The sequence below is a fragment of the Mycobacterium asiaticum genome (genome assembly GCF_001668675.1).
In the GTDB taxonomy this organism is placed as follows: Bacteria; Actinomycetota; Actinomycetes; order Mycobacteriales; family Mycobacteriaceae; genus Mycobacterium; species Mycobacterium asiaticum_D.
The window spans coordinates 32658-50816 of record NZ_LZKQ01000159.1 but is presented as its reverse complement, the minus strand read 5'-3'; the positions used below and the strand labels follow the sequence as shown (position 1 = coordinate 50816).

Below are 18159 nucleotides of genomic sequence, written 5' to 3'. Positions count from 1 at the left end.
GTGCGTTATGCCGGTGACGATCCCCGTCGGGTTGCCCTGTTAGCGGTACACACGTCGCCACTGGCGCAGCCCGGCACCGGTGATGCCGGCGGAATGAACGTCTACGTGTTGCAGAGCGCGCTGCATCTGGCCCGGCGCGGCATCGAGGTGGAGATCTTCACCCGGGCCACCGCATCGGCCGATCCGGCGATCGTGCACGTCGAGCCCGGCGTGCTGGTGCGCAACGTGGTGGCGGGGCCGTTCGAGGGCTTGGACAAATACGACCTGCCGACTCAGCTGTGTGCCTTCGCCGCCAGTGTGCTGCGCGCGGAGGCCGCGCACGAGCCGGGTTACTACGACATCGTGCACTCCCACTACTGGCTGTCCGGACAGGTCGGCTGGCTGGCGCGGGACCGGTGGGCGGTGCCGCTGGTGCATACCGCGCACACGCTGGCCGCGGTCAAGAACGCCACCCTGGCCGAGGGCGACACGGCCGAGCCGCCGATGCGCACGATCGGCGAACAGCAGGTCGTCGATGAGGCTGACCGGTTAATCGTCAACACCGAAGACGAAGCACGTCAATTGATTTCGTTGCATCACGCGGATCCGTCGCGCATCGATGTGGTGCACCCCGGTGTCGACCTGGACGTGTTCTCACCCGGTGACCGAGCGGCGGCCCGGCACGCACTGGGACTCGCCGCGGACGAGCCGGTGGTGGCGTTCGTCGGACGGATCCAGCCGCTCAAAGCGCCCGACATCGTGCTGCGCGCGGCGGCCAGACTGCCGGGTGTGCGGATCATCGTCGCCGGGGGGCCGTCGGGCAGCGGGCTGGCCTCGCCGGACGGGCTGGCACGCTTGGCCGACGAGCTGGGCATCGCCGAACGGGTGACGTTCCTGCCCCCGCAGTCCCGCTCCGAGCTGGCGACCTTGTTCCATGCGGCGGACCTGGTCGCGGTGCCGAGTTATTCGGAGTCGTTCGGCCTGGTCGCGGTCGAGGCGCAGGCCTGCGGCACGCCCGTGGTGGCGGCCGCGGTCGGCGGGCTGCCGGTGGCGGTGCGCGACGGGGTCACCGGCACGCTGGTGTCCGGACACGATGTCGGACAGTGGGCCGACGCCATCGACCACCTGCTGCGCATCGGCGCCGGCCCGCAGGGCTGGGCGATGAGCCGCGCCGCGGCCAAGCATGCGGCCACTTTCTCCTGGGAGAACACCACCGACGCATTGCTGGCCAGCTACCGGCGTGCGATCGGTGACTTCACCGCTGACCGGCAGCGCCGCGTGCGTGATCTCCGTGATCTCACCGCCAAGCGCAAGCCCCGCCGCTGGACAGCGCGTCGCGGGGTGGGTGCGTGAGCGTCGAGCAGGTTATCGAGGACGCGCTGCGCGGCAGCGATCTGCAGTACTCGAAGCACGCCGGGGCGCGGGGCGGGTTGCCGGGCATCATTGTCGAGTTACCCGGCGAGCGTCGGCTGAAGACCAACACCATCTTGAGCATCGGGGAGCATTCGGTGCGGGTCGAGGCGTTCGTGTGCCGCAAGCCCGACGAGAACCACGAGGGTGTGTACCGGTTCCTGCTCAAGCGCAACCGCCGGCTCTACGGGGTCGCCTACACCTTGGACAACGTCGGCGACATCTACCTGGTCGGGCGGATGTCGCTGGCTTCCGTTGACGCCGACGAGATCGACCGGGTGCTGGGCCAGGTGCTCGAAGCGGTCGACTCGGACTTCAATACGTTGCTGGAGTTGGGTTTTCGCTCGTCGATCCAGAAAGAGTGGGACTGGCGGGTGTCGCGCGGTGAGTCGCTGAAGAACCTCGAGGCATTCGCACATCTCATCGAGGACGAAGAGGACTGACTCGTCGAGCGTGGGCCTGCGGTACGCGAACCCGCTCGAACTCCTCCGTACGCCCCACGCTCGATGAGCGTGAGAGACTTTCCCGCATGGGAGACATTGGCACATTGGTGCTGCTGCGCCACGGCGAAAGCGACTGGAATGCCCGCAATCTGTTCACCGGATGGGTCGACGTCGGCCTGACCGAGAAGGGCCGCGCCGAGGCGGTGCGAGGCGGGGAACTGCTGGCCGAGCAAAACCTGCTGCCCGACGTGCTCTACACCTCGTTGCTGCGGCGTGCGATCAGCACCGCGCACCTGGCTCTGGACGCCGCGGACCGGCTGTGGATCCCGGTGCACCGCAGCTGGCGGCTCAACGAACGCCATTACGGGGCGTTGCAGGGCCTGGACAAGGCCAAGACCAAGGAGAAGTACGGCGAAGAACAGTTCATGGCGTGGCGACGCAGCTACGACACCCCGCCGCCGGAGATCGAGCGGGGCAGCGAGTTCAGCCAGGACACCGACCCGCGCTACGCCAACATCAACGGCGGCCCGCTGACCGAGTGCCTGGCCGACGTGGTGGACCGCTTTTTGCCCTATTACACCGACGTGATCGTGCCGGATCTGCGCATCGGCAAGACGGTGCTGATCGCGGCCCACGGAAATTCGCTGCGTGCCCTGGTCAAGTACCTGGACGGGATGTCCGATGACGACGTCGTCGGACTGAACATCCCGACCGGGATCCCGCTGCGCTATGACCTGGACGCCGATCTGCGGCCGGTCGTGCCTGGTGGGACCTATCTGGACCCGGACGCGGCCGAGGCCGGAGCCGCAGCGGTGGCCAGCCAGGGCACCGCGAAAGGGTGATTTGGGGCGCGCGCGCGGCCGGTTGCTAAACGCCGCGTGAACTGCAGCCGAACACCTGTGGCGGAGCATGTGACTTGTACGATTTTGGCCGCGCTCCGCTAGGGCACCGTTCACCTGATTTGTAGGATTTCTGGTGTGACTGTGTTCTCGGCACTGTTGCTGGCCGGGGTTTTGTCCACGCTGGCATTGGCCGTGGGTGTGGCAGCGGGTGTCCGGCTGTCAGGCCGGGTGGGGCAACGCCGCCAGCGAGTGGCCACCGAATGGACCGGGATCACCATCGCCCAGATGCTGCAGCAGATCGTCGCGTTGATGCCGATGGGGGCGGCGGTGGTGGACACCCACCGCGACGTCGTCTACCTCAACAACCGGGCCAAGGAGCTCGGTCTGGTCCGCGACCGGCAGCTCGACGACGAGGCCTGGCGGGCCGCCCAGCAAGCTCTGGGCGGGGAAGACGTCGAGTTCGACCTGGCGCCGGCCAAGCGTTCCGGTGGCCGGTCCGGGTTGTTGGTGCACGGCCATGCCCGGTTGCTCAGCGAGGAGGACCGCCGGTTCGCGGTGGTGTTCGTCCATGACCAGTCCGACTACGCCCGGATGGAGGCGACGCGGCGCGACTTCGTCGCCAATGTCAGTCACGAGCTCAAGACGCCGGTCGGTGCGATGGCCTTGCTCGCCGAGGCCCTGTTGGCCTCCACCGACGACTCCGAGACCGTGCGCAGGTTCGCTGAGAAGGTGCTGATCGAGGCCAACCGCCTGGGTGACATGGTCGCCGAGCTGATCGAGCTGTCCCGGCTGCAGGGCGCCGAGCGGCTGTCCAACGTGACCGACGTCGAAATCGACACCGTCGTGTCCGAAGCGATTGCGCGGCACAAGGTGGCCGCCGAGAACGCCGAGATCGAGGTCCGGACCGACGCCCCGAGCGGGCTGCAAGTGGTGGGCGACCAAACCCTGCTGGTGACCGCCCTGGCCAACCTGGTGTCCAACGCGATCGCCTATTCGCCGCGCGGCTCGCTGGTCTCGATCAGCCGCCGCCGGCGCGGCGACAACATCGAGATCGCCGTCACCGACCGGGGCATCGGAATCGCCCTGGAGGACCAGGAGCGCGTCTTCGAGCGCTTCTTCCGCGGCGACAAGGCGCGCTCGCGCGCCACCGGCGGAAGTGGGCTGGGGTTGGCGATCGTCAAGCATGTCGCGGCCAACCACGGCGGCAGCATCGGGGTCTGGAGCAAGCCCGGGACCGGGTCGACCTTCACGCTGTCCATTCCGGCCGACGGGCAGGCATCGACGCCGCCGCAGGAGGACAACGACCAGGCCGAGCAACTCCTGAGCCGCGAGAAAAGGCCAGGCCGGCCACAACGAGAGGAAGAGCTGAGCCGATAATGACCAGCGTATTGATCGTGGAGGACGAGGAGTCGCTGGCGGACCCGCTGGCGTTTCTGCTGCGTAAAGAGGGTTTCGAGGCCACGGTGGTGACCGACGGACCCGCGGCGCTCGCCGAGTTCGACCGCGCCGGCGCCGACATCGTGCTGCTGGATTTGATGCTGCCGGGCATGTCCGGCACCGAGGTTTGCAAGCAATTGCGCGCCCGCTCGGGTGTGCCGGTGATCATGGTCACCGCCCGCGACAGCGAGATCGACAAGGTGGTCGGCCTGGAGTTGGGCGCCGACGACTACGTCACCAAGCCCTACTCCGCGCGCGAGTTGATCGCCCGGATCCGGGCCGTGCTGCGCCGCGGCGGTGACGACGACTCGGAGATCAGCGACGGAGTGCTCGAGTCCGGACCGGTCCGGATGGATGTCGAGCGGCACGTCGTTTCGGTGAACGGCGACACAATCACGTTGCCGCTCAAGGAATTCGACCTACTTGAGTACCTGATGCGCAACAGCGGACGGGTACTGACCCGCGGTCAGTTGATCGACCGGGTCTGGGGGGCAGACTACGTCGGCGACACCAAGACCCTCGACGTACACGTCAAGCGGCTGCGCTCCAAGATCGAGGCGGACCCGGCCAACCCGGTGCACTTGGTGACGGTGCGGGGACTGGGCTACAAGCTGGAGGGCTGATTCAGGCTGCCCGCCACCTCGTCGGCCACCGCCAGTGCCACCGCCATGATGGACAGCTGCGGATTCACCTCGGGGCAGCTGGGCAGCACCGACGCATCCGCCACCCACACCCCGTCGACACCCCGTAACCGTCCCGTCGCGTCGACCGGACACACCTGCGCGTCGGAACCGGCGGCCGCGGTGCCGGTCGGGTGGAAGGCCGCCAGATGCAGGCTGCGCGGGTTGCTGCGAGCCAGCACCTCGCGCAGCTCGGGCATCGACCGCACCGTCATCGCGCCGGGCAGGCCGGTGAGCACCTCCACGGCACCCGCGGCGAACAGCAACTTCCCGATGGTCTCCAGCGCTACCCGCAGCTTGGCGATGTCGCCCTGCGCGATGTCGTAGCGCACCAGCGTCTCGCCGCGCACCGACAACACCGAGCCGACTCCCTCATCGGCCACCATCGCGCCGAAGGTCGCCACCTGCGGGGCGCGGTCCAGCCAGCGCAGCAGTTCGGCGCCGTAGCCGGGAAACACCATCGAACCCATGCCCGGCGGTGTGGAGGTGGCCTCGATCAGCACGCCGTCGGACTCGTGGAACTCGTGCACGGCCGCGCTCTGCAGGATGCCGCGCCAGGCGTAGACGTCATCGTCGAAGCGGCCGGCGAGCATCGTCGCCGGGTGCAGCGCCAGGTTGTGGCCCAGCCGCGGGTGCCGACCAAGACCACTGCGCCGCAACAGCATCGGTGTCTCGGTGGCGCCCGCGGCGATCACCACGGTGGCGGCCAGGATGTCGATCGCGGTGCCGTCCGGCCGACGGGCACGCACCCCGCGAGCACGCCCGTCCTGAACCAGCACCCGCTCGACACGGGCTTGGGAGATGATGCGCGCGCCGGCGGCGCACGCCTGCGGCAACGCGTTGAGATGGACCCCGTATTTGGCGTTGTGCGGGCAGCCGATCGCGCACTGACAGCAGCCCGCACACCCCGGCGCGTTACGCGGAATGGGTGCGGCCTGCCAGCCCAGCGAATCCGCGGCCTCGAGCAGCAGGTTGCCGTTGCGGCCCATCACGTCGCGGCGGGCCGGCGCGACCTGCAGCGTGTGCTCGACCTCGTCGAGGTAGGCACCGAACCGGTCCGGGTCGGCCAGGGCCAGCCCGAATTGGTCGCGCCACCGTTGCTGCACGTCGCGCGGTGGGCGAAAACAGGTCCCGGAATTGACCACGGTGGTGCCGCCGACGGCCCGGCCCATGGGCAGCACGACCGTCGGACGGCCCAGCGCGACGGTGGCGCCGGCGCCGCGGTACAAACCGGCGTAACGGTCCATGGGGTGGGTGGTGCGGAACTCCTCGACGGTCCAGCGCCGGCCTTCTTCCAGGACGACGGCATCGAGTCCGGCCCGGGCCAGGGTGCGGGCCGCCATCGCGCCTCCGGCGCCGGAGCCGACGATCACCACATCGGTCGTGATGACCGAGGCGCACTCGGTCGACGGGGTGACGTCCAGCGCGGCGTCCGGGCGGGCCACGGCGTCGCGCTGGGCGCGGGAGAGCAGTTCGGTCGCGTAGCTGTCGGCGCCGTTGGCCAACAGTCCGATCACCTTCATGCCCTCGACGGCGGCCCCGGCGTCGGGGCTCAGCCCGGCGATACGGTGCAGCACCTGGGCGCGCCGGGCGGGATCCAGGCGGGCCATCGAGCGCCCGGTGGTGAGATAACTCGCCGCCGCCAGCGACATCAACCCCGTCCGCACCGCCAGCCTGGAAGTGGCCGGCATCCGGTTGAGATAGCGGTCGACGCGTGCGACGAACTGTTCGGGCGAGGGCCCGCCGTGCTCCTCGGGAAGCAGCGCGGTGCCGAAGGAAGCGGTCGCTCGTTCCGTCAGGCGGCTCATGAGCGGGCGGACAGCAGTCGCCCGACGCCGCGTCCGAGCTTGAGGAAGAACGGGTAGGTCGCGAAGATCCCGCCGGCCGCCGCGTGCAGGGGCCACTCCGCCTTCGCGGTGTCGACGCCGAAAACCCCACTGTTCCACATGAAGTCGCGGCCGTTCTGGGCGCGGAACGGACGCCACAGGAAGCCCAGCCCGGGCACGTTGTTGTAGAGGCCGAACGATCCGGCGAAGAACACGCCCATCACGGCCGCCTCGACAACCTCGCGGCGCTGCACCGGGACATGGCGCTCAATGAGCACCCCCGAGGCGAACAGCAGCGGTGGATCCAGAGCGAAACTCATTGTGGTGTCCTCTCATTGACAGCGGGAGCGTCGGCGCCGCGCAGGCCGACTTCGGCGTGACCGGTCCCCTGCACCGCCCACCGCCGGTCACCGAGTTCCACGTAGACGTCGGCCTGCTCGGTGTTGGTGCATACGCACTTGCCGCCGTCGGGATCGGTGTATTCCAGGCTCACGCACCGCTCCGGGGGCTGATCGACCCGGATCAGCACGTCGCGGCGACCGATGCGGCCCTCCAGCTGCCAGTGCTGCACGCCGAGCGTTGTTCGCATCCGCAGTGACGGTAATCCGCTTGTGGGCCAGTCCTTTCCGTCAATGCGGAAGCGGATGAACGCCAGCGGCGCCAGGCGGTTGAGCCCGGGCTTGTGTGATACCGCGGCAACGGCCTCCAAGACATCGCCGTCCCCGAGGTCGGCGTGCACCCAGGCCCAGCGCTTGGCGTTGCCGTGCCCGTAGATGTGGGCGACGTTGCCGCGCCAGTTGTCGACGGCAACGGCGCTGCCGTCGATGGTCAGTGCGCCGGTGAAGTCAGCGGTGGGTGCGAGCACGACCTGGGCGCCGGGCAGCAACTCGCGTTCCCACGCCAGGCGCGGGAATGTCCACAGCGGTGCCGCGGTGTCCTTCCAGGACAGGTCCCAGGCGATGGATCGCGCGTGCCCGCTCAGCTTCTCCGGACCCACCACCGCGCCCGCTGCCCGGAACCAGTCCGGGCCCGAGGAGGGCTGGACGGGCTCGGGGCCGAAGCGCTCGGTGCGCGGCGGTCCGTCGGGCGGGAACCAGGTCGCCCAGCCGAGCGCGTAGGGCTCACCGGCGGCGGGGGCGACCGTCTCGCAGTGCACCCACAGGGCGGCGCGGGTGGCCGGGTCGGTGAGCGTGGAGTACCAGACTTCCAGGCGTCCGGGCTTCCCCCGCCAGCGCGGAGCCACCGCTGAGTGCATTTCGCCATCCACGGCTGTTCCCTTCGTCATCTCGAGCCTACTATATTGGTTGAGCCAATGAACCAGTCAACTCCGATACCTCCGCCCGACCGCCAGCGCGTCGACGAACAGATCGCCGCGTCGATTGCCGACGCGATCCTCGATGGCGTCTTCCCGCCGGGCTCGACGCTGCCGCCGGAGCGCGAACTCGCAGATCAACTCGGGGTCAACCGCACCTCGTTGCGCCAAGGCCTGGCCCGCCTGCAACAGATGGGGCTGATCGAAGTTCGGCACGGCAGCGGCAGCGTGGTGTGCGACCCCGAAGGCCTCACTCATCCGGCGGTGGTCGAGGCTCTGGTGCGCAGGCTGGGCCCGGATTTCCTGGTCGAGTTACTCGAGATTCGGGGGGCACTGGGCCCGCTGATCGGCCGGCTGGCGGCCGAGCGCGGCACCGCGGAGGACGGCGAGGCGTTGACTACCGCGCTGAACGCGGTGCGGGACACCGCCACCGCCGCCGCGCGCCAGACGGCCGATCTGGCTTTCTTTCATGTCCTGATCCACAGCACCCGCAACCGGGCGCTGGGTTTGCTGTATCGCTGGGTGGAACACGCCTTCGGCGGCCGTGAACACGAACTCACCGGAGCATATGACGACGCCGGCGCGGTGCTGGCGGACCTGCAGGCAATCGCCGACGCGGTGCGCGCACACGATGCCGCGGCCGCTGCCACCGCGGTGGAGGCCTACGCAAACGCGAGCGCGCTGCGCATGGTCCTTGCGTATACCAAGGGCAATGGCGCCAGCTGAGGCGTTACTCGGCAGCGCGCGTCGCCGGGTGGACTGCGATAAGCCCTAATTGGCTGCGGCGCTTGCACATTGCGGCCAACTCCGCGTAGGCCTTCTCGCCGAGGAGTTCGGTGAGCTCGTCGGCCAGGCTCTGCCACACCGGCTGCGCGCCGACGTGCGCCGCCGGATCCCCGGTGCAGTACCAGTGCAGGTCGGCACCCCCGGAACCCCAACCACGGCGGTCGTATTCGGTGAGGGTGGTCTTGAGGATCTCGGTGCCGTCGGGCCGCGTCACCCAGTCCTGGCTGCGGCGGATCGGCAGCTGCCAGCAGACGTCGGGCTTCATGGTCAGCGGCGGCACGCCCAGCTTCAGGGCTTTGCTGTGGAGCGCGCACCCGACGCCGCCGGGGAAGCCCGGCCGATTCAGGAAGATGCACGCATTCTTGTGCTTGCGGGTGCGATATTGCGGCTCGCCGTCGTATTCGTCGAGCTCGAGATACCCCTTGCGGCCCAGGCCCTTGTCCCGGAACTGCCAGTCCTTGCTGGTCAGCTTCTGCACCGCGTCGTCCAGTCGGGCGCGGTCGTCGTCGTCGGACAGGAACGCGCCGTGTGAGCAGCACCCGTCGTCCGGACGGCCTGCCACCGTGCCCTGGCAGGCGGGCGTGCCGAACACGCAGGTCCAGCGCGACAGCAGCCAGGTCATGTCGGCCGCGATCAAGTGCTCAGGGTTGTCGGGGTCGTAGAACTCCACCCATTCGCGGGCGAAGTCCAGTTCGACCTCCTGCCCGGGCCGCGAGTTCTCCACGCTTGCAACGTTAGTCCAGTATCGCGGTGGCTACCGTGTTCGCCGCCGAGCGCGAGTCGCGCACCGCCCGGCAGGTCACGATCGCCACGCACGCTACTTTTAGTTCGTGCGATTGGGCGTGCTGGACGTGGGTAGCAATACCGTCCATTTATTGGTGGTTGACGCGCATCGGGGCGGGCATCCGACCCCGATGAGCTCCACCAAGGCCACCCTGCGCCTGGCCGAGGCGACCGACAGCTCCGGCAAAATCACCAAGCGCGGCGCCGACAAGCTGATCTCCACCATCGACGAATTCGCCAAGATCGCGGTCAGCTCGGGCTGCGCCGAGCTGATGGCGTTCGCCACGTCCGCGGTCCGCGACGCCGAGAACTCCGACGACGTGCTGGCCCGGGTGCGCAAGGAGACCGGTCTCGAGTTGCAGGTGCTGCGCGGCGTCGACGAGTCCCGCCTGACCTTCCTGGCCGTGCGGCGCTGGTTCGGATGGAGCGCGGGACGCATCGTCAACCTCGACATCGGCGGCGGGTCGCTGGAGGTGTCCAGCGGAGTGGATGAGGAGCCCGAGGTCGCGATGTCGCTACCGTTGGGCGCCGGGCGGCTGACCCGGGAATGGCTACCCGACGACCCGCCCGGCCGGCGCCGGGTGGCGATGCTGCGCGACTGGCTGGACGCTGAGCTCGCCGACGCCGCCGCAACGGTCCTGGAGGCCGGTGAACCCGACCTCGCGGTCGCCACGTCGAAGACGTTCCGGTCGCTGGCGCGGCTCACCGGCGCCGCCCCGTCGGCCGCCGGGCCGCGGGTGAAGCGGACGCTCACAGCAAACGGCCTCAGACAACTCATATCTTTCATCTCTAGGATGACGACCGCTGACCGGGCCGAACTGGAAGGAGTGAGCGCCGAGCGTGCGCCGCAGATCGTGGCGGGAGCTCTGGTAGCGGAGGCGAGTATGCGAGCGCTGTCGATTGAAGCGGTGGAGATCTGCCCGTGGGCGCTACGGGAAGGTCTCATCCTGCGCAAACTCGACAGCGAAGCCGACGGAACCGCGCTCATGCAGACTCCGGTGCGCGATGCTGGAGGCGTGTTAGTTGATCGGACCGCGCCCACCCGATCGAGAGGCAGCAAATGATGACCGGACCTGAATCCGAGGAGACCAAGCAAATCTCGGTGGCCGAGCTGCTGGCCAGGAACGGCACCATCGGCGCCCCAGCGGTCACCCGCCGGCGCCGTCGTCGCCGTGGTGACGACTCGATCAGCGTCGCCGAGCTGACCGGCGAGATTCCCGTTATCCGCGACGAGCGCCACGAGGAGCGCCACCAAGAGCCGTCCCGCCCGGCGCCCGCCACCAGCGGCATCCAGGTCGCCGAACCGGACGCGGTCGAGGCCAAGCCGGTTGAGGCCAAGCCGGTTGAGGCCGAGCCGGTCGAGGCCGCCCTCGCCGAGCCCGAAGCGGACGTCGAACCCGAGACGAAATCGGTGTACTGGTCCGAACCGGAGCCCCGCTGGCCCAAGTCCGAACCGATTGCGCAGCGCAAGACCGGACCCGAACGTAGCGAGTACCCACGACCGCTGCGCCACCTCGACGTCGACTTGGACGTCGCTGACGAGCAGGGCCAGCGGTCCGGCGCCGAGGGCATGAGTCCCGACCCGGTGGGCCATTACACCGACGCGTCCGTGGATGTCATGGACAGCGAGGTCCGCGAAGCCGAAACGGCGGTCGAGGACTCCGCGTATGTGCGTTCCTATCTACAGGGATCCGACGACGACGAGGAGCACACCCTCTTCGGCGGGCAGTCCCTGGCCGACGAGGTGGCGCGGCGGCGCAGCGTGCCCGACCTGTTCGACGAGGGCGAACCCGAGGATTCCGACCGCGCAGTCCGGCCACGGCGCTCGTCCGACCGGATGGCGGCGATCGGCGCCGGCTTACTGACGGTGCTGCAGTCGATCCTCGCGGTGGCTTTCGGTGCCGGGTTGTTCATCGCCTTCGACCAGCTCTGGCGCTGGAACTCCATCGTGGCGTTGGTGCTGTCGGTGCTGGTCATCCTGGGATTGGTGGTGGGGGTGCGCGTGGTCCGCAAGACAGAGGACATCGCCAGCACTTTGATCGCGGTCGCGGTGGGTGCGCTGATCACCCTCGGGCCCATGGCCCTGCTGCAAACGGGTTAGGCGCAACAGACAGACAGTGCGCCCAGCAATCAAAGTCGGCTTGTCGACGGCCTCGGTGTATCCCTTGCGGGCCGAGGCCGCGTTCGAGTATGCGGCCCGCCTGGGCTACGACGGGGTCGAGCTGATGGTGTGGGGCGAGTCGGTGAGCCAGGACATCGCCGCCGTCGGCAAGCTGTCGCGGCGCTACCGGGTGCCGGTGCTGTCGGTGCACGCTCCCTGCCTGCTGATCTCGCAGCGCGTGTGGGGCGCCAACCCGATCGTCAAGCTGGACCGCAGCGTGCGGGCCGCCGAGCAGCTGGGCGCCCAGACCGTCGTCGTGCACCCGCCGTTCCGGTGGCAGCGGCGTTACGCCGAGGGATTCCGCGACCAAGTGATGGCGCTGGAAGCGTCGAGCAGCGTCATGGTGGCCGTGGAGAACATGTTCCCGTTCCGGGCCGACCGATTCTTCGGCTCGGACCAGACTCGGGAGCGGATGCGCCGGCGCGGTGGTGGTCCCGGGCCGGCGATCTCGGCTTTTGCCCCGTCCTACGACCCGCTCGACGGCGATCACGCCCACTACACCCTGGATCTCTCGCACACCTCCACCGCCGGCACCGACTCCCTGGAGATGGCCCGGCGGATGGGTTCGGGGCTGGTCCACCTGCACTTGTGCGACGGCAGTGGTTCGCCGGCTGATGAACATTTGGTGCCCGGTCGCGGCACCCAACCGACCGCCGAGGTCTGCCAGATGCTGGCCGCGGGCGACTTCACCGGACACGTCGTGCTGGAAGTGTCCACCTCGTCGGCGCGCTCGGCCGCCGAACGTGAGGCGATGCTGACCGAGTCCCTCCAGTTCGCCCGGACCCATCTGCTGCGCTGATGACCGAATCCCTGTTCAGCAGCGCGATGGCGCTGCGGCCGATTGACGCCGACGACGCGTGCCACGTCTTCGACGGCGAGTTGAACGAGCACTGGACCATCGGTCCCAAGGTGCACGGCGGGGTGATGGTGGCGCTGTGCGCCAACGCCGCCCGCACCGCGCACGGCGGTGACGCGCTGCAACCGGTCGCAGTGTCGGCGAACTTCCTGTCCGCTCCCGACCCGGGAGCGATGCGACTGGTGACCACGCTGCGCAAACGCGGCCGCCGGATCAGCGTGGTCGACGTGGAGCTGATGCAGGGGGAGCGCACCGCCGTGCACGCCGTCGTGACGCTGGGCGAGCCGGAACACCACCTGCCCGGTGAGACGGCGCCGCTGTTGTCGGCCAACCCCGTGGTGGATCTGATGGCCCCGCGGCCGCCCGACGACCTGGCCCCGATCGGGCCTGGCCACCCGTTGTCGGGCCTGGTGCATCTGGGCGCCGGTTGCGACATCCGCCCCGTGCTGTCGACGATGGAATCTCCGGCGGATGGGCGGCCCCCGGTGATCCAGATGTGGGCGCGCCCACGCGACCTGGCTCCCGACGCGCTGTTCGCATTGATGTGCGGGGATCTGTCGGCGCCGGTGACCTTCGCGGTGGACCGCACCGGCTGGGCGCCGACGGTCCAGCTGACCGCGCTGCTGCGGTCACTGCCCGTGGACGGCTGGCTGCGGATCATCGCCACCTGTGTCGAGATCGGGCACGACTGGTTCGACGAGGATCACATCGTGGTCGACGAACTCGGGCGGTTGGTCGTGCAGGCTCGCCAACTGGCCATGGTGCCTGCCGGGTAACTCACCCGCCGGGTCTGCCATGCTTCGGGCATGGCAAGAATCGCGATCATCGGCGGCGGCAGCATCGGCGAGGCACTGTTGTCCGGGCTACTGCGGGCGGGGCGGCAGGTCAAGGACTTGGTGGTCGCCGAACGGATGCCGGACCGGACGAAATATCTGTCCAGTAACTACGGGGTGCTGGTGGTGAACTCGGCGAAGGATGCTGCCGAGACCGCCACGTTCGTCGTGGTCGCCGTCAAACCGGCCGACGTGGAGGCGGTCATCGACGAGCTCGCCGGGGTCGCCACCTCGGCCGAGCACGACAGCGGCGAGCAGGTGTTCGTCACCGTCGCGGCCGGCGTCACCATCTCCTCGTTCGAATCCAAACTGCCGGCCGGGACGCCGGTCGTCCGGGCGATGCCAAACGCGGCGGCACTCGTCGGTGCGGGAGTGACGGCGCTGGCCAGGGGCCGGTTCGTCACGGACGAACAACTGGCGGAGGTGTCAGCGCTGTTCGACGCGGTCGGCGGCGTTCTCACCGTAGAGGAGAAGCAACTGGACGCGGTGACCGCGGTCTCGGGCTCCGGCCCGGCGTATTTCTTCCTGCTGGTGGAAGCGCTGGTGGACGCCGGAGTCGCGGTGGGGTTGACCCGTCAAGTGGCCACCGACCTGGCCGCCCAGACGATGGCCGGTGCGGCGGCGATGCTGCTCGAGCGGATGGACTCCGACCAGCGAGCGGCTGACGGCGGCCCGAGCGGGCTGCAGGTGGACACCTCGCCCGCCCAGTTGCGGGCCTCGGTGTGCTCGCCGGGCGGCACTACCGTGGCTGCGCTGCGGGAACTGGAACGGGGCGGATTCCGGATCGCCGTCGACGCGGCCGTCCAGGCCGCCAAAAAGCGCTCTGAGCAGCTAAGAATTACATCGGAATAATTCAAGAATTTTGAACTGATTGTCTCTCACCAGTACCAGTAACCCCACTAGTCCCGCTATTCTCCTCTTTGTATGCACGTGTGGGTGCCAGCGGAGGGGAAGCCGCTGGCATTGCGCGGGCCTGACACGATTGGGTAGCGATGACGTCTACGAACGGGCCATCAGCACGGGATTCTGCAGGTAAGGCGGCGCCCGCCGGCGGTTCGGCCGAGGCCGGGCAGGGCCGGACGCAGTTCCTCACCGTCGCCGAAGTCGCGGCGCTGATGCGGGTGTCCAAGATGACCGTGTACCGGCTGGTGCACAACGGCGAGCTGCCCGCGGTCCGGGTGGGGCGGTCCTTCCGCGTGCACGCCAAGGCGGTCCACGACATGCTGGAGACCTCGTACTTCGACGCGGGCTAGCCCCGACCCCGCAGCGCGACTCGTTGCGTTCCTGCGCGAGCAGACGCAAAGGCTCCTGAAAAGGGTGGTTATCGGGTGCTTTTGCGTCTGCTCGGCGGTCGTTTGGTGTTGCCGGCCCGCAGTTGGGTAAAGTGTCCGGGTTAAGTCATAAGCCGGACACGGGTGAAGAATGCGGAGTTCATGGGTTCAGTAATCAAGAAGCGGCGCAAGCGTATGTCTAAGAAGAAGCACCGCAAGCTGCTACGTCGCACCCGGGTGCAGCGCAGAAAACTTGGCAAGTAAGTTCTGCCGGCGCCCTCCGTCACTCGTCCGTAACGCCGCTGTTTCTGCTCGTAGCTAGGCTGTAAAAGTGGATTCGTCGAACGGGGGGGCCAGCGGCGGCGACACCGTGCACTACCCGAAGGTAGTGCTGGTTACCGGTGCCTGTCGGTTCCTCGGCGGCTACCTGGTCGCCCGCCTGGTACAGAACTCACTGATCAACCGCGTCATCGCGGTGGACGCCATCGCGCCCAGCAAGGACATGCTGCGGCGCATGGGACGGGCCGAGTTCGTCCGCGCTGACATCCGGAATCCCTTTATCGCCAAGGTGATTCGCAACGGCGAGGTCGACACCGTGGTGCACGCTGCGGCGGCGTCCTACGCACCGCGATCCGGCGGTACCGCGGCGCTCAAGGAACTCAACGTGATGGGTGCGATGCAGTTGTTCGCCGCCTGTCAGAAGGCGCCCTCGGTGCGCCGCGTGGTGCTGAAGTCGACCTCGGAGGTCTACGGGTCGAGTGCGCACGATCCGGTGATGTTCACCGAGGACAGCAGCAGCCGTCGGCCGTTCCGGGAGGGGTTTGCCAAAGACAGCCTCGACATCGAGGGTTATGTGCGCGGTCTGGGCCGGCGCCGGCCCGATATCGCGGTGACGATCTTACGGCTGGCGAACATGATCGGCCCAGCGATGGATACCTCGCTGTCCCGGTATCTGGCGGGGCCATTGGTGCCAACGATGTTGGGCCGTGACGCCCGCCTGCAACTGCTGCACGAACAAGACGCGCTGGGTGCGCTGGAGCGCGCCGCGATGGCCGGAAAGGCCGGAACATTTAACGTCGGCGCAAACGGAATCATCATGCTATCTCAGGCAATTCGTCGCGCCGGCCGAATTCCGTTGCCGGTGCCCAGTTTTGGGGTATGGGCACTGGATTCGCTGAGACGGGCTAATCGTTACAATGAGATCAATCGAGACCAATTTGCATACTTGAGTTATGGCCGCGTGATGGACACCACCAGAATGGTTTCCGAACTTGGTTTTCAACCAAAGTGGTCTACTGCAGAGGCTTTTGACGATTATGTTCGCGGTCGCGGGCTGACTCCCATTATCGATCCAGATCGGGTACGCTCCTGGGAGGGTCGTGCCATAGCGGTGGCGCAGCGCTGGGGTAGCCGAAATCCAATTCCGTGGTCGGGCTGAGATAGATTTGGATAGAAACGTGGCAGGTGAGTCCAGAGCGAATGTCATTCCCCTGCACACTAATCGGGGACGTGTAGCGGCCCGGCGCCGTGCCGGTCAGCGCTCGGATGCATCTCGTCAGCACCCGTCGCTGCTTTCCGATCCGAGTGGTCGCGCAACGGCCGAAGAGATCGCCGCCGTCGTCCGCGAGATCGATGAACACCGCCGAGCAGCGGGCGCGTCGTCGACGGCTGAGGCGCCGCTCAACGACCTCGCTCAGCGCGTCGCCGCGGTGGCCGGATTTCTCCGGCAGCGGTTGACGGGCGATTACTCCGTCGACGAATTCGGCTTCGATCCGCATTTCAACGACGCGGTCGTTCGGCCTTTGCTGAGGTTCTTCTTCAATTCCTGGTTCCGCGTCGAGGTCAGCGGCGTCGAGAACATTCCTTCCGACGGGGCCGCCTTGGTGGTGGCCAACCACGCCGGAGTGCTGCCGTTCGACGGCCTGATGCTGTCGGTGGCAGTGCACGACGAGCACCCGGCCCAACGTGACTTGCGGCTGCTGGCCGCCGACATGGTGTTCGACCTGCCGGTGGTGGGTTCGACGGCCCGCAAGGCCGGTCACACGATGGCCTGCACGGCCGACGCGCACCGTTTGCTGGCCTCAGGGGAGCTCACCGCGGTCTTCCCGGAGGGCTACAAGGGTCTGGGCAAGAAGTTCGAAGATCGCTACCGGCTGCAGCGGTTTGGCCGCGGCGGGTTCGTTTCGGCGGCGCTGCGCACCAAGGCGCCGATCGTGCCGTGTTCGATCATCGGTTCCGAAGAGATCTATCCGATGCTGGCCGACGTGAAGCTGCTGGCGCGGCTGTTCGGGCTGCCGTACTTCCCGGTGACCCCGCTGTTCCCGCTGGCCGGCCCCGCCGGGCTGGTGCCGTTGCCGTCGAAGTGGCGGATCGCGTTCGGTGAGCCGATCCCGACGGCCGACTATTCGCCCAGTGACGCAGAGGACCCGATGGTCACCTTCGAGCTGACCGATCAGGTGCGCGAGACCATTCAGCAGACGCTGTACCGGCTGCTGGCCGGCCGCCGCAATATTTTTTTCGGCTAGGACCGCAAGACCGCTGCCCCCGCGAGCAGACGCTAAAGCCCCCGATTCCGCAGGAAATCGGGGGCTTTAGCGTCTGCTCGCGCAGGCAAACGCGAGTTACTTGACCAGGGTGAACTGACAGACGTTGGTGTAGCCGTCGCGGAACAGGTCCGAGCAGCCGCGTAGATACTTCATAAAGGTCTCGTACTCCTGCTCGCCCTTGAGCTCGATGGCCTTTTCCTTGTTGGCTTCCAGGGCGTCGGCCCAGGCGTTCAAGGTGGGCACGTAGTTCTTGCCGATGAAGTGGTGGCGCTCGATCTTGAAGCCCGCCTCGGTCGAGTACCGGTCGACCTGCTCAACCTGGGGCAACTTCCCGCCGGGGTAGATCTCCCGCAGGATGAAGCTGATGAAGCGCAGCAGCGTCATCGTCGTCTTGAGGCCCATCGCCCTACCCTCTTCGGCGGTGGGCACCACGATGGAGTGCAGCAGGAAGCGGCCGTCGTCGGGCAGCAAGCTGTAGTACTTCTTGAAGAAGGTGGCGTAGCGCTCGTAGCCGGCGTCGCCGGCCCCGTCGGCGAAGTGCTCGAATGCGCCGAGCGAGACGATGCGGTCGATGGGCTCGTCGAACAGCTCCCAGCCCTGTAGCCGCACCTCTTTGCGGCGGGGGCTGTCCATCTCGGCGAACTTCTGCTCGCAGTGCGCCAGCTGGTTCTCGCTGAGCGTCAGGCCGATGACGTTGACGTCGTAGTGCTCGACGGCGTGCCGCATCGTCGAGCCCCAGCCGGAGCCGATGTCCAGCAGCGTCATGCCCGGCTCGAGGTTCAGCTTGTCCAGCGCCAGCTTGCGCTTGGCGAACTGCGCCTCTTCGAGGGTCTTGGACTGCGGCTCATCGATGTTGGGGTTCTCATCGAAGTAAGCGCAGCTGTAGGTCATCGACGGGTCGAGCCACAGCTTGAAGAACTCATTTGACCGGTCGTAGTGCGACTGCACGTCCTCTACCGGAGGCTGGAGTTGGGTGCCTTCTGATGTCATTAAA

Annotated in this window: 20 protein-coding genes; 15 read left to right on the top strand and 5 right to left on the bottom strand. The window is 67.8% G+C overall.

Annotated elements, in window-relative coordinates:
• The 5 genes from mshA to regX all read left to right on the top strand — a co-directional run bounded on the left by mshA (nucleotide 1) and on the right by regX (nucleotide 4734).
• Nucleotides 1–1332 (top strand): D-inositol-3-phosphate glycosyltransferase, encoded by a 1332-nt coding sequence (gene mshA, locus A9X01_RS14250; protein WP_253849128.1) that lies wholly within the window; start codon nucleotides 1–3, stop codon nucleotides 1330–1332.
• The gene (locus A9X01_RS14245; protein WP_065121394.1) at nucleotides 1329–1832 is read left to right on the top strand and encodes a type III secretion system chaperone family protein; all 504 of its coding nucleotides are present in this window, start codon (nucleotides 1329–1331) and stop codon (nucleotides 1830–1832) included. Before mshA ends, A9X01_RS14245 begins: the two co-directional genes overlap by 4 nt.
• Before the next feature lie 86 nt (nucleotides 1833–1918).
• Nucleotides 1919–2674 carry a phosphoglyceromutase gene (locus tag A9X01_RS14240; protein WP_065121393.1) on the top strand — a complete coding sequence of 252 codons (756 nt, stop codon included), beginning with the start codon at nucleotides 1919–1921 and terminating at the stop codon, nucleotides 2672–2674.
• 135 nt (nucleotides 2675–2809) lie between these two features.
• Nucleotides 2810–4051 (top strand): sensor histidine kinase, encoded by a 1242-nt coding sequence (locus A9X01_RS14235; RefSeq protein WP_155772089.1) that lies wholly within the window; start codon nucleotides 2810–2812, stop codon nucleotides 4049–4051.
• Nucleotides 4051–4734, top strand: a complete 684-nt coding sequence (gene regX, locus A9X01_RS14230; RefSeq protein WP_065121391.1) for a two-component sensory transduction protein RegX — start codon at nucleotides 4051–4053, stop codon at nucleotides 4732–4734. The genes A9X01_RS14235 and regX overlap by 1 nt, the downstream gene beginning before the upstream one ends.
• Here regX and A9X01_RS14225 read toward each other — a convergent pair.
• The 3 genes from A9X01_RS14225 to A9X01_RS14215 are packed head-to-tail and all read right to left on the bottom strand — an operon-like array spanning nucleotide 4716 to nucleotide 7884.
• Nucleotides 4716–6599: a GMC family oxidoreductase gene (locus A9X01_RS14225; protein ID WP_065121390.1), complete on the bottom strand. Its 1884-nt coding sequence runs from the start codon at nucleotides 6597–6599 to the stop codon at nucleotides 4716–4718. The two genes, regX and A9X01_RS14225, sit on opposite strands and share 19 nt — an antisense overlap.
• The gene (locus tag A9X01_RS14220) at nucleotides 6596–6937 is read right to left on the bottom strand and encodes a hypothetical protein (protein WP_065121389.1); all 342 of its coding nucleotides are present in this window, start codon (nucleotides 6935–6937) and stop codon (nucleotides 6596–6598) included. The genes A9X01_RS14225 and A9X01_RS14220 overlap by 4 nt, the downstream gene beginning before the upstream one ends.
• Nucleotides 6934–7884 (bottom strand): tocopherol cyclase family protein, encoded by a 951-nt coding sequence (locus A9X01_RS14215; RefSeq protein WP_065121443.1) that lies wholly within the window; start codon nucleotides 7882–7884, stop codon nucleotides 6934–6936. The genes A9X01_RS14220 and A9X01_RS14215 overlap by 4 nt, the downstream gene beginning before the upstream one ends.
• A 45-nt stretch (nucleotides 7885–7929) precedes the next feature.
• On the opposite strand from A9X01_RS14215, the gene A9X01_RS14210 reads away from it, so the two are divergent.
• Nucleotides 7930–8655: a FadR/GntR family transcriptional regulator gene (locus tag A9X01_RS14210; RefSeq protein ID WP_065121388.1), complete on the top strand. Its 726-nt coding sequence runs from the start codon at nucleotides 7930–7932 to the stop codon at nucleotides 8653–8655.
• Between the two features lie 4 nt (nucleotides 8656–8659).
• On the opposite strand, the gene A9X01_RS14205 is transcribed toward A9X01_RS14210, so the two are convergent.
• On the bottom strand, nucleotides 8660–9439 hold the full coding sequence (locus A9X01_RS14205; RefSeq protein WP_065121387.1) for a DUF3109 family protein: 780 nt from the start codon (nucleotides 9437–9439) through the stop codon (nucleotides 8660–8662).
• A 106-nt stretch (nucleotides 9440–9545) separates the two neighbouring features.
• On the opposite strand from A9X01_RS14205, the gene A9X01_RS14200 reads away from it, so the two are divergent.
• The 9 genes from A9X01_RS14200 (at nucleotide 9546) to A9X01_RS14165 (ending at nucleotide 17144) form a co-directional block, all read left to right on the top strand.
• Nucleotides 9546–10562: a Ppx/GppA family phosphatase gene (locus A9X01_RS14200; RefSeq protein WP_065121386.1), complete on the top strand. Its 1017-nt coding sequence runs from the start codon at nucleotides 9546–9548 to the stop codon at nucleotides 10560–10562.
• Nucleotides 10562–11599 (top strand): Rv0497 family membrane protein, encoded by a 1038-nt coding sequence (locus A9X01_RS14195; protein ID WP_065121442.1) that lies wholly within the window; start codon nucleotides 10562–10564, stop codon nucleotides 11597–11599. The genes A9X01_RS14200 and A9X01_RS14195 overlap by 1 nt, the downstream gene beginning before the upstream one ends.
• Before the next feature lie 16 nt (nucleotides 11600–11615).
• A complete protein-coding gene (locus tag A9X01_RS14190) occupies nucleotides 11616–12458 on the top strand; it encodes a sugar phosphate isomerase/epimerase family protein (protein WP_065121385.1) in 843 nt (280 codons plus the stop codon).
• Nucleotides 12458–13291, top strand: coding sequence for a thioesterase family protein (locus A9X01_RS14185; RefSeq protein WP_065121384.1), 834 nt, complete (start codon nucleotides 12458–12460; stop codon nucleotides 13289–13291). The genes A9X01_RS14190 and A9X01_RS14185 overlap by 1 nt, the downstream gene beginning before the upstream one ends.
• Before the next feature lie 30 nt (nucleotides 13292–13321).
• On the top strand, nucleotides 13322–14200 hold the full coding sequence (gene proC / locus A9X01_RS14180; protein WP_065121383.1) for a pyrroline-5-carboxylate reductase: 879 nt from the start codon (nucleotides 13322–13324) through the stop codon (nucleotides 14198–14200).
• 140 nt (nucleotides 14201–14340) lie between these two features.
• Nucleotides 14341–14601, top strand: a complete 261-nt coding sequence (locus A9X01_RS14175) for a cell division/environmental response transcriptional regulator (protein ID WP_036352215.1) — start codon at nucleotides 14341–14343, stop codon at nucleotides 14599–14601.
• Between the two features lie 180 nt (nucleotides 14602–14781).
• The gene (locus A9X01_RS29130) at nucleotides 14782–14883 is read left to right on the top strand and encodes a 30S ribosomal protein bS22 (protein WP_003402602.1); all 102 of its coding nucleotides are present in this window, start codon (nucleotides 14782–14784) and stop codon (nucleotides 14881–14883) included.
• Nucleotides 14884–14950: 67 nt separating this feature from the next.
• Nucleotides 14951–16057: an SDR family oxidoreductase gene (locus tag A9X01_RS14170; protein ID WP_065121382.1), complete on the top strand. Its 1107-nt coding sequence runs from the start codon at nucleotides 14951–14953 to the stop codon at nucleotides 16055–16057.
• A 7-nt stretch (nucleotides 16058–16064) separates the two neighbouring features.
• The gene (locus A9X01_RS14165; RefSeq protein ID WP_172832514.1) at nucleotides 16065–17144 is read left to right on the top strand and encodes a lysophospholipid acyltransferase family protein; all 1080 of its coding nucleotides are present in this window, start codon (nucleotides 16065–16067) and stop codon (nucleotides 17142–17144) included.
• 96 nt (nucleotides 17145–17240) lie between these two features.
• Here the strand turns inward: A9X01_RS14165 and A9X01_RS14160 are convergent, their stop codons facing one another.
• A complete protein-coding gene (locus A9X01_RS14160) occupies nucleotides 17241–18155 on the bottom strand; it encodes a cyclopropane mycolic acid synthase family methyltransferase (RefSeq protein ID WP_065121380.1) in 915 nt (304 codons plus the stop codon).
• Nucleotides 18156–18159: the final 4 nt, after the last annotated feature.

Coding starts and splice junctions, on each gene's coding strand:
- A9X01_RS14240 (WP_065121393.1), top strand. CDS start 1,919: ATGGGAGACATTGGCACATTGGTGCTGCTGCGCCACGGCGAAAGCGAC.
- regX (WP_065121391.1), top strand. CDS start 4,051: ATGACCAGCGTATTGATCGTGGAGGACGAGGAGTCGCTGGCGGACCCG.
- A9X01_RS14225 (WP_065121390.1), bottom strand. CDS start 6,599: ATGAGCCGCCTGACGGAACGAGCGACCGCTTCCTTCGGCACCGCGCTG.
- A9X01_RS14220 (WP_065121389.1), bottom strand. CDS start 6,937: ATGAGTTTCGCTCTGGATCCACCGCTGCTGTTCGCCTCGGGGGTGCTC.
- A9X01_RS14210 (WP_065121388.1), top strand. CDS start 7,930: ATGAACCAGTCAACTCCGATACCTCCGCCCGACCGCCAGCGCGTCGAC.
- A9X01_RS14195 (WP_065121442.1), top strand. CDS start 10,562: ATGACCGGACCTGAATCCGAGGAGACCAAGCAAATCTCGGTGGCCGAG.
- A9X01_RS14185 (WP_065121384.1), top strand. CDS start 12,458: ATGACCGAATCCCTGTTCAGCAGCGCGATGGCGCTGCGGCCGATTGAC.
- proC (WP_065121383.1), top strand. CDS start 13,322: ATGGCAAGAATCGCGATCATCGGCGGCGGCAGCATCGGCGAGGCACTG.
- A9X01_RS14175 (WP_036352215.1), top strand. CDS start 14,341: ATGACGTCTACGAACGGGCCATCAGCACGGGATTCTGCAGGTAAGGCG.
- A9X01_RS29130 (WP_003402602.1), top strand. CDS start 14,782: ATGGGTTCAGTAATCAAGAAGCGGCGCAAGCGTATGTCTAAGAAGAAG.
- A9X01_RS14160 (WP_065121380.1), bottom strand. CDS start 18,155: ATGACATCAGAAGGCACCCAACTCCAGCCTCCGGTAGAGGACGTGCAG.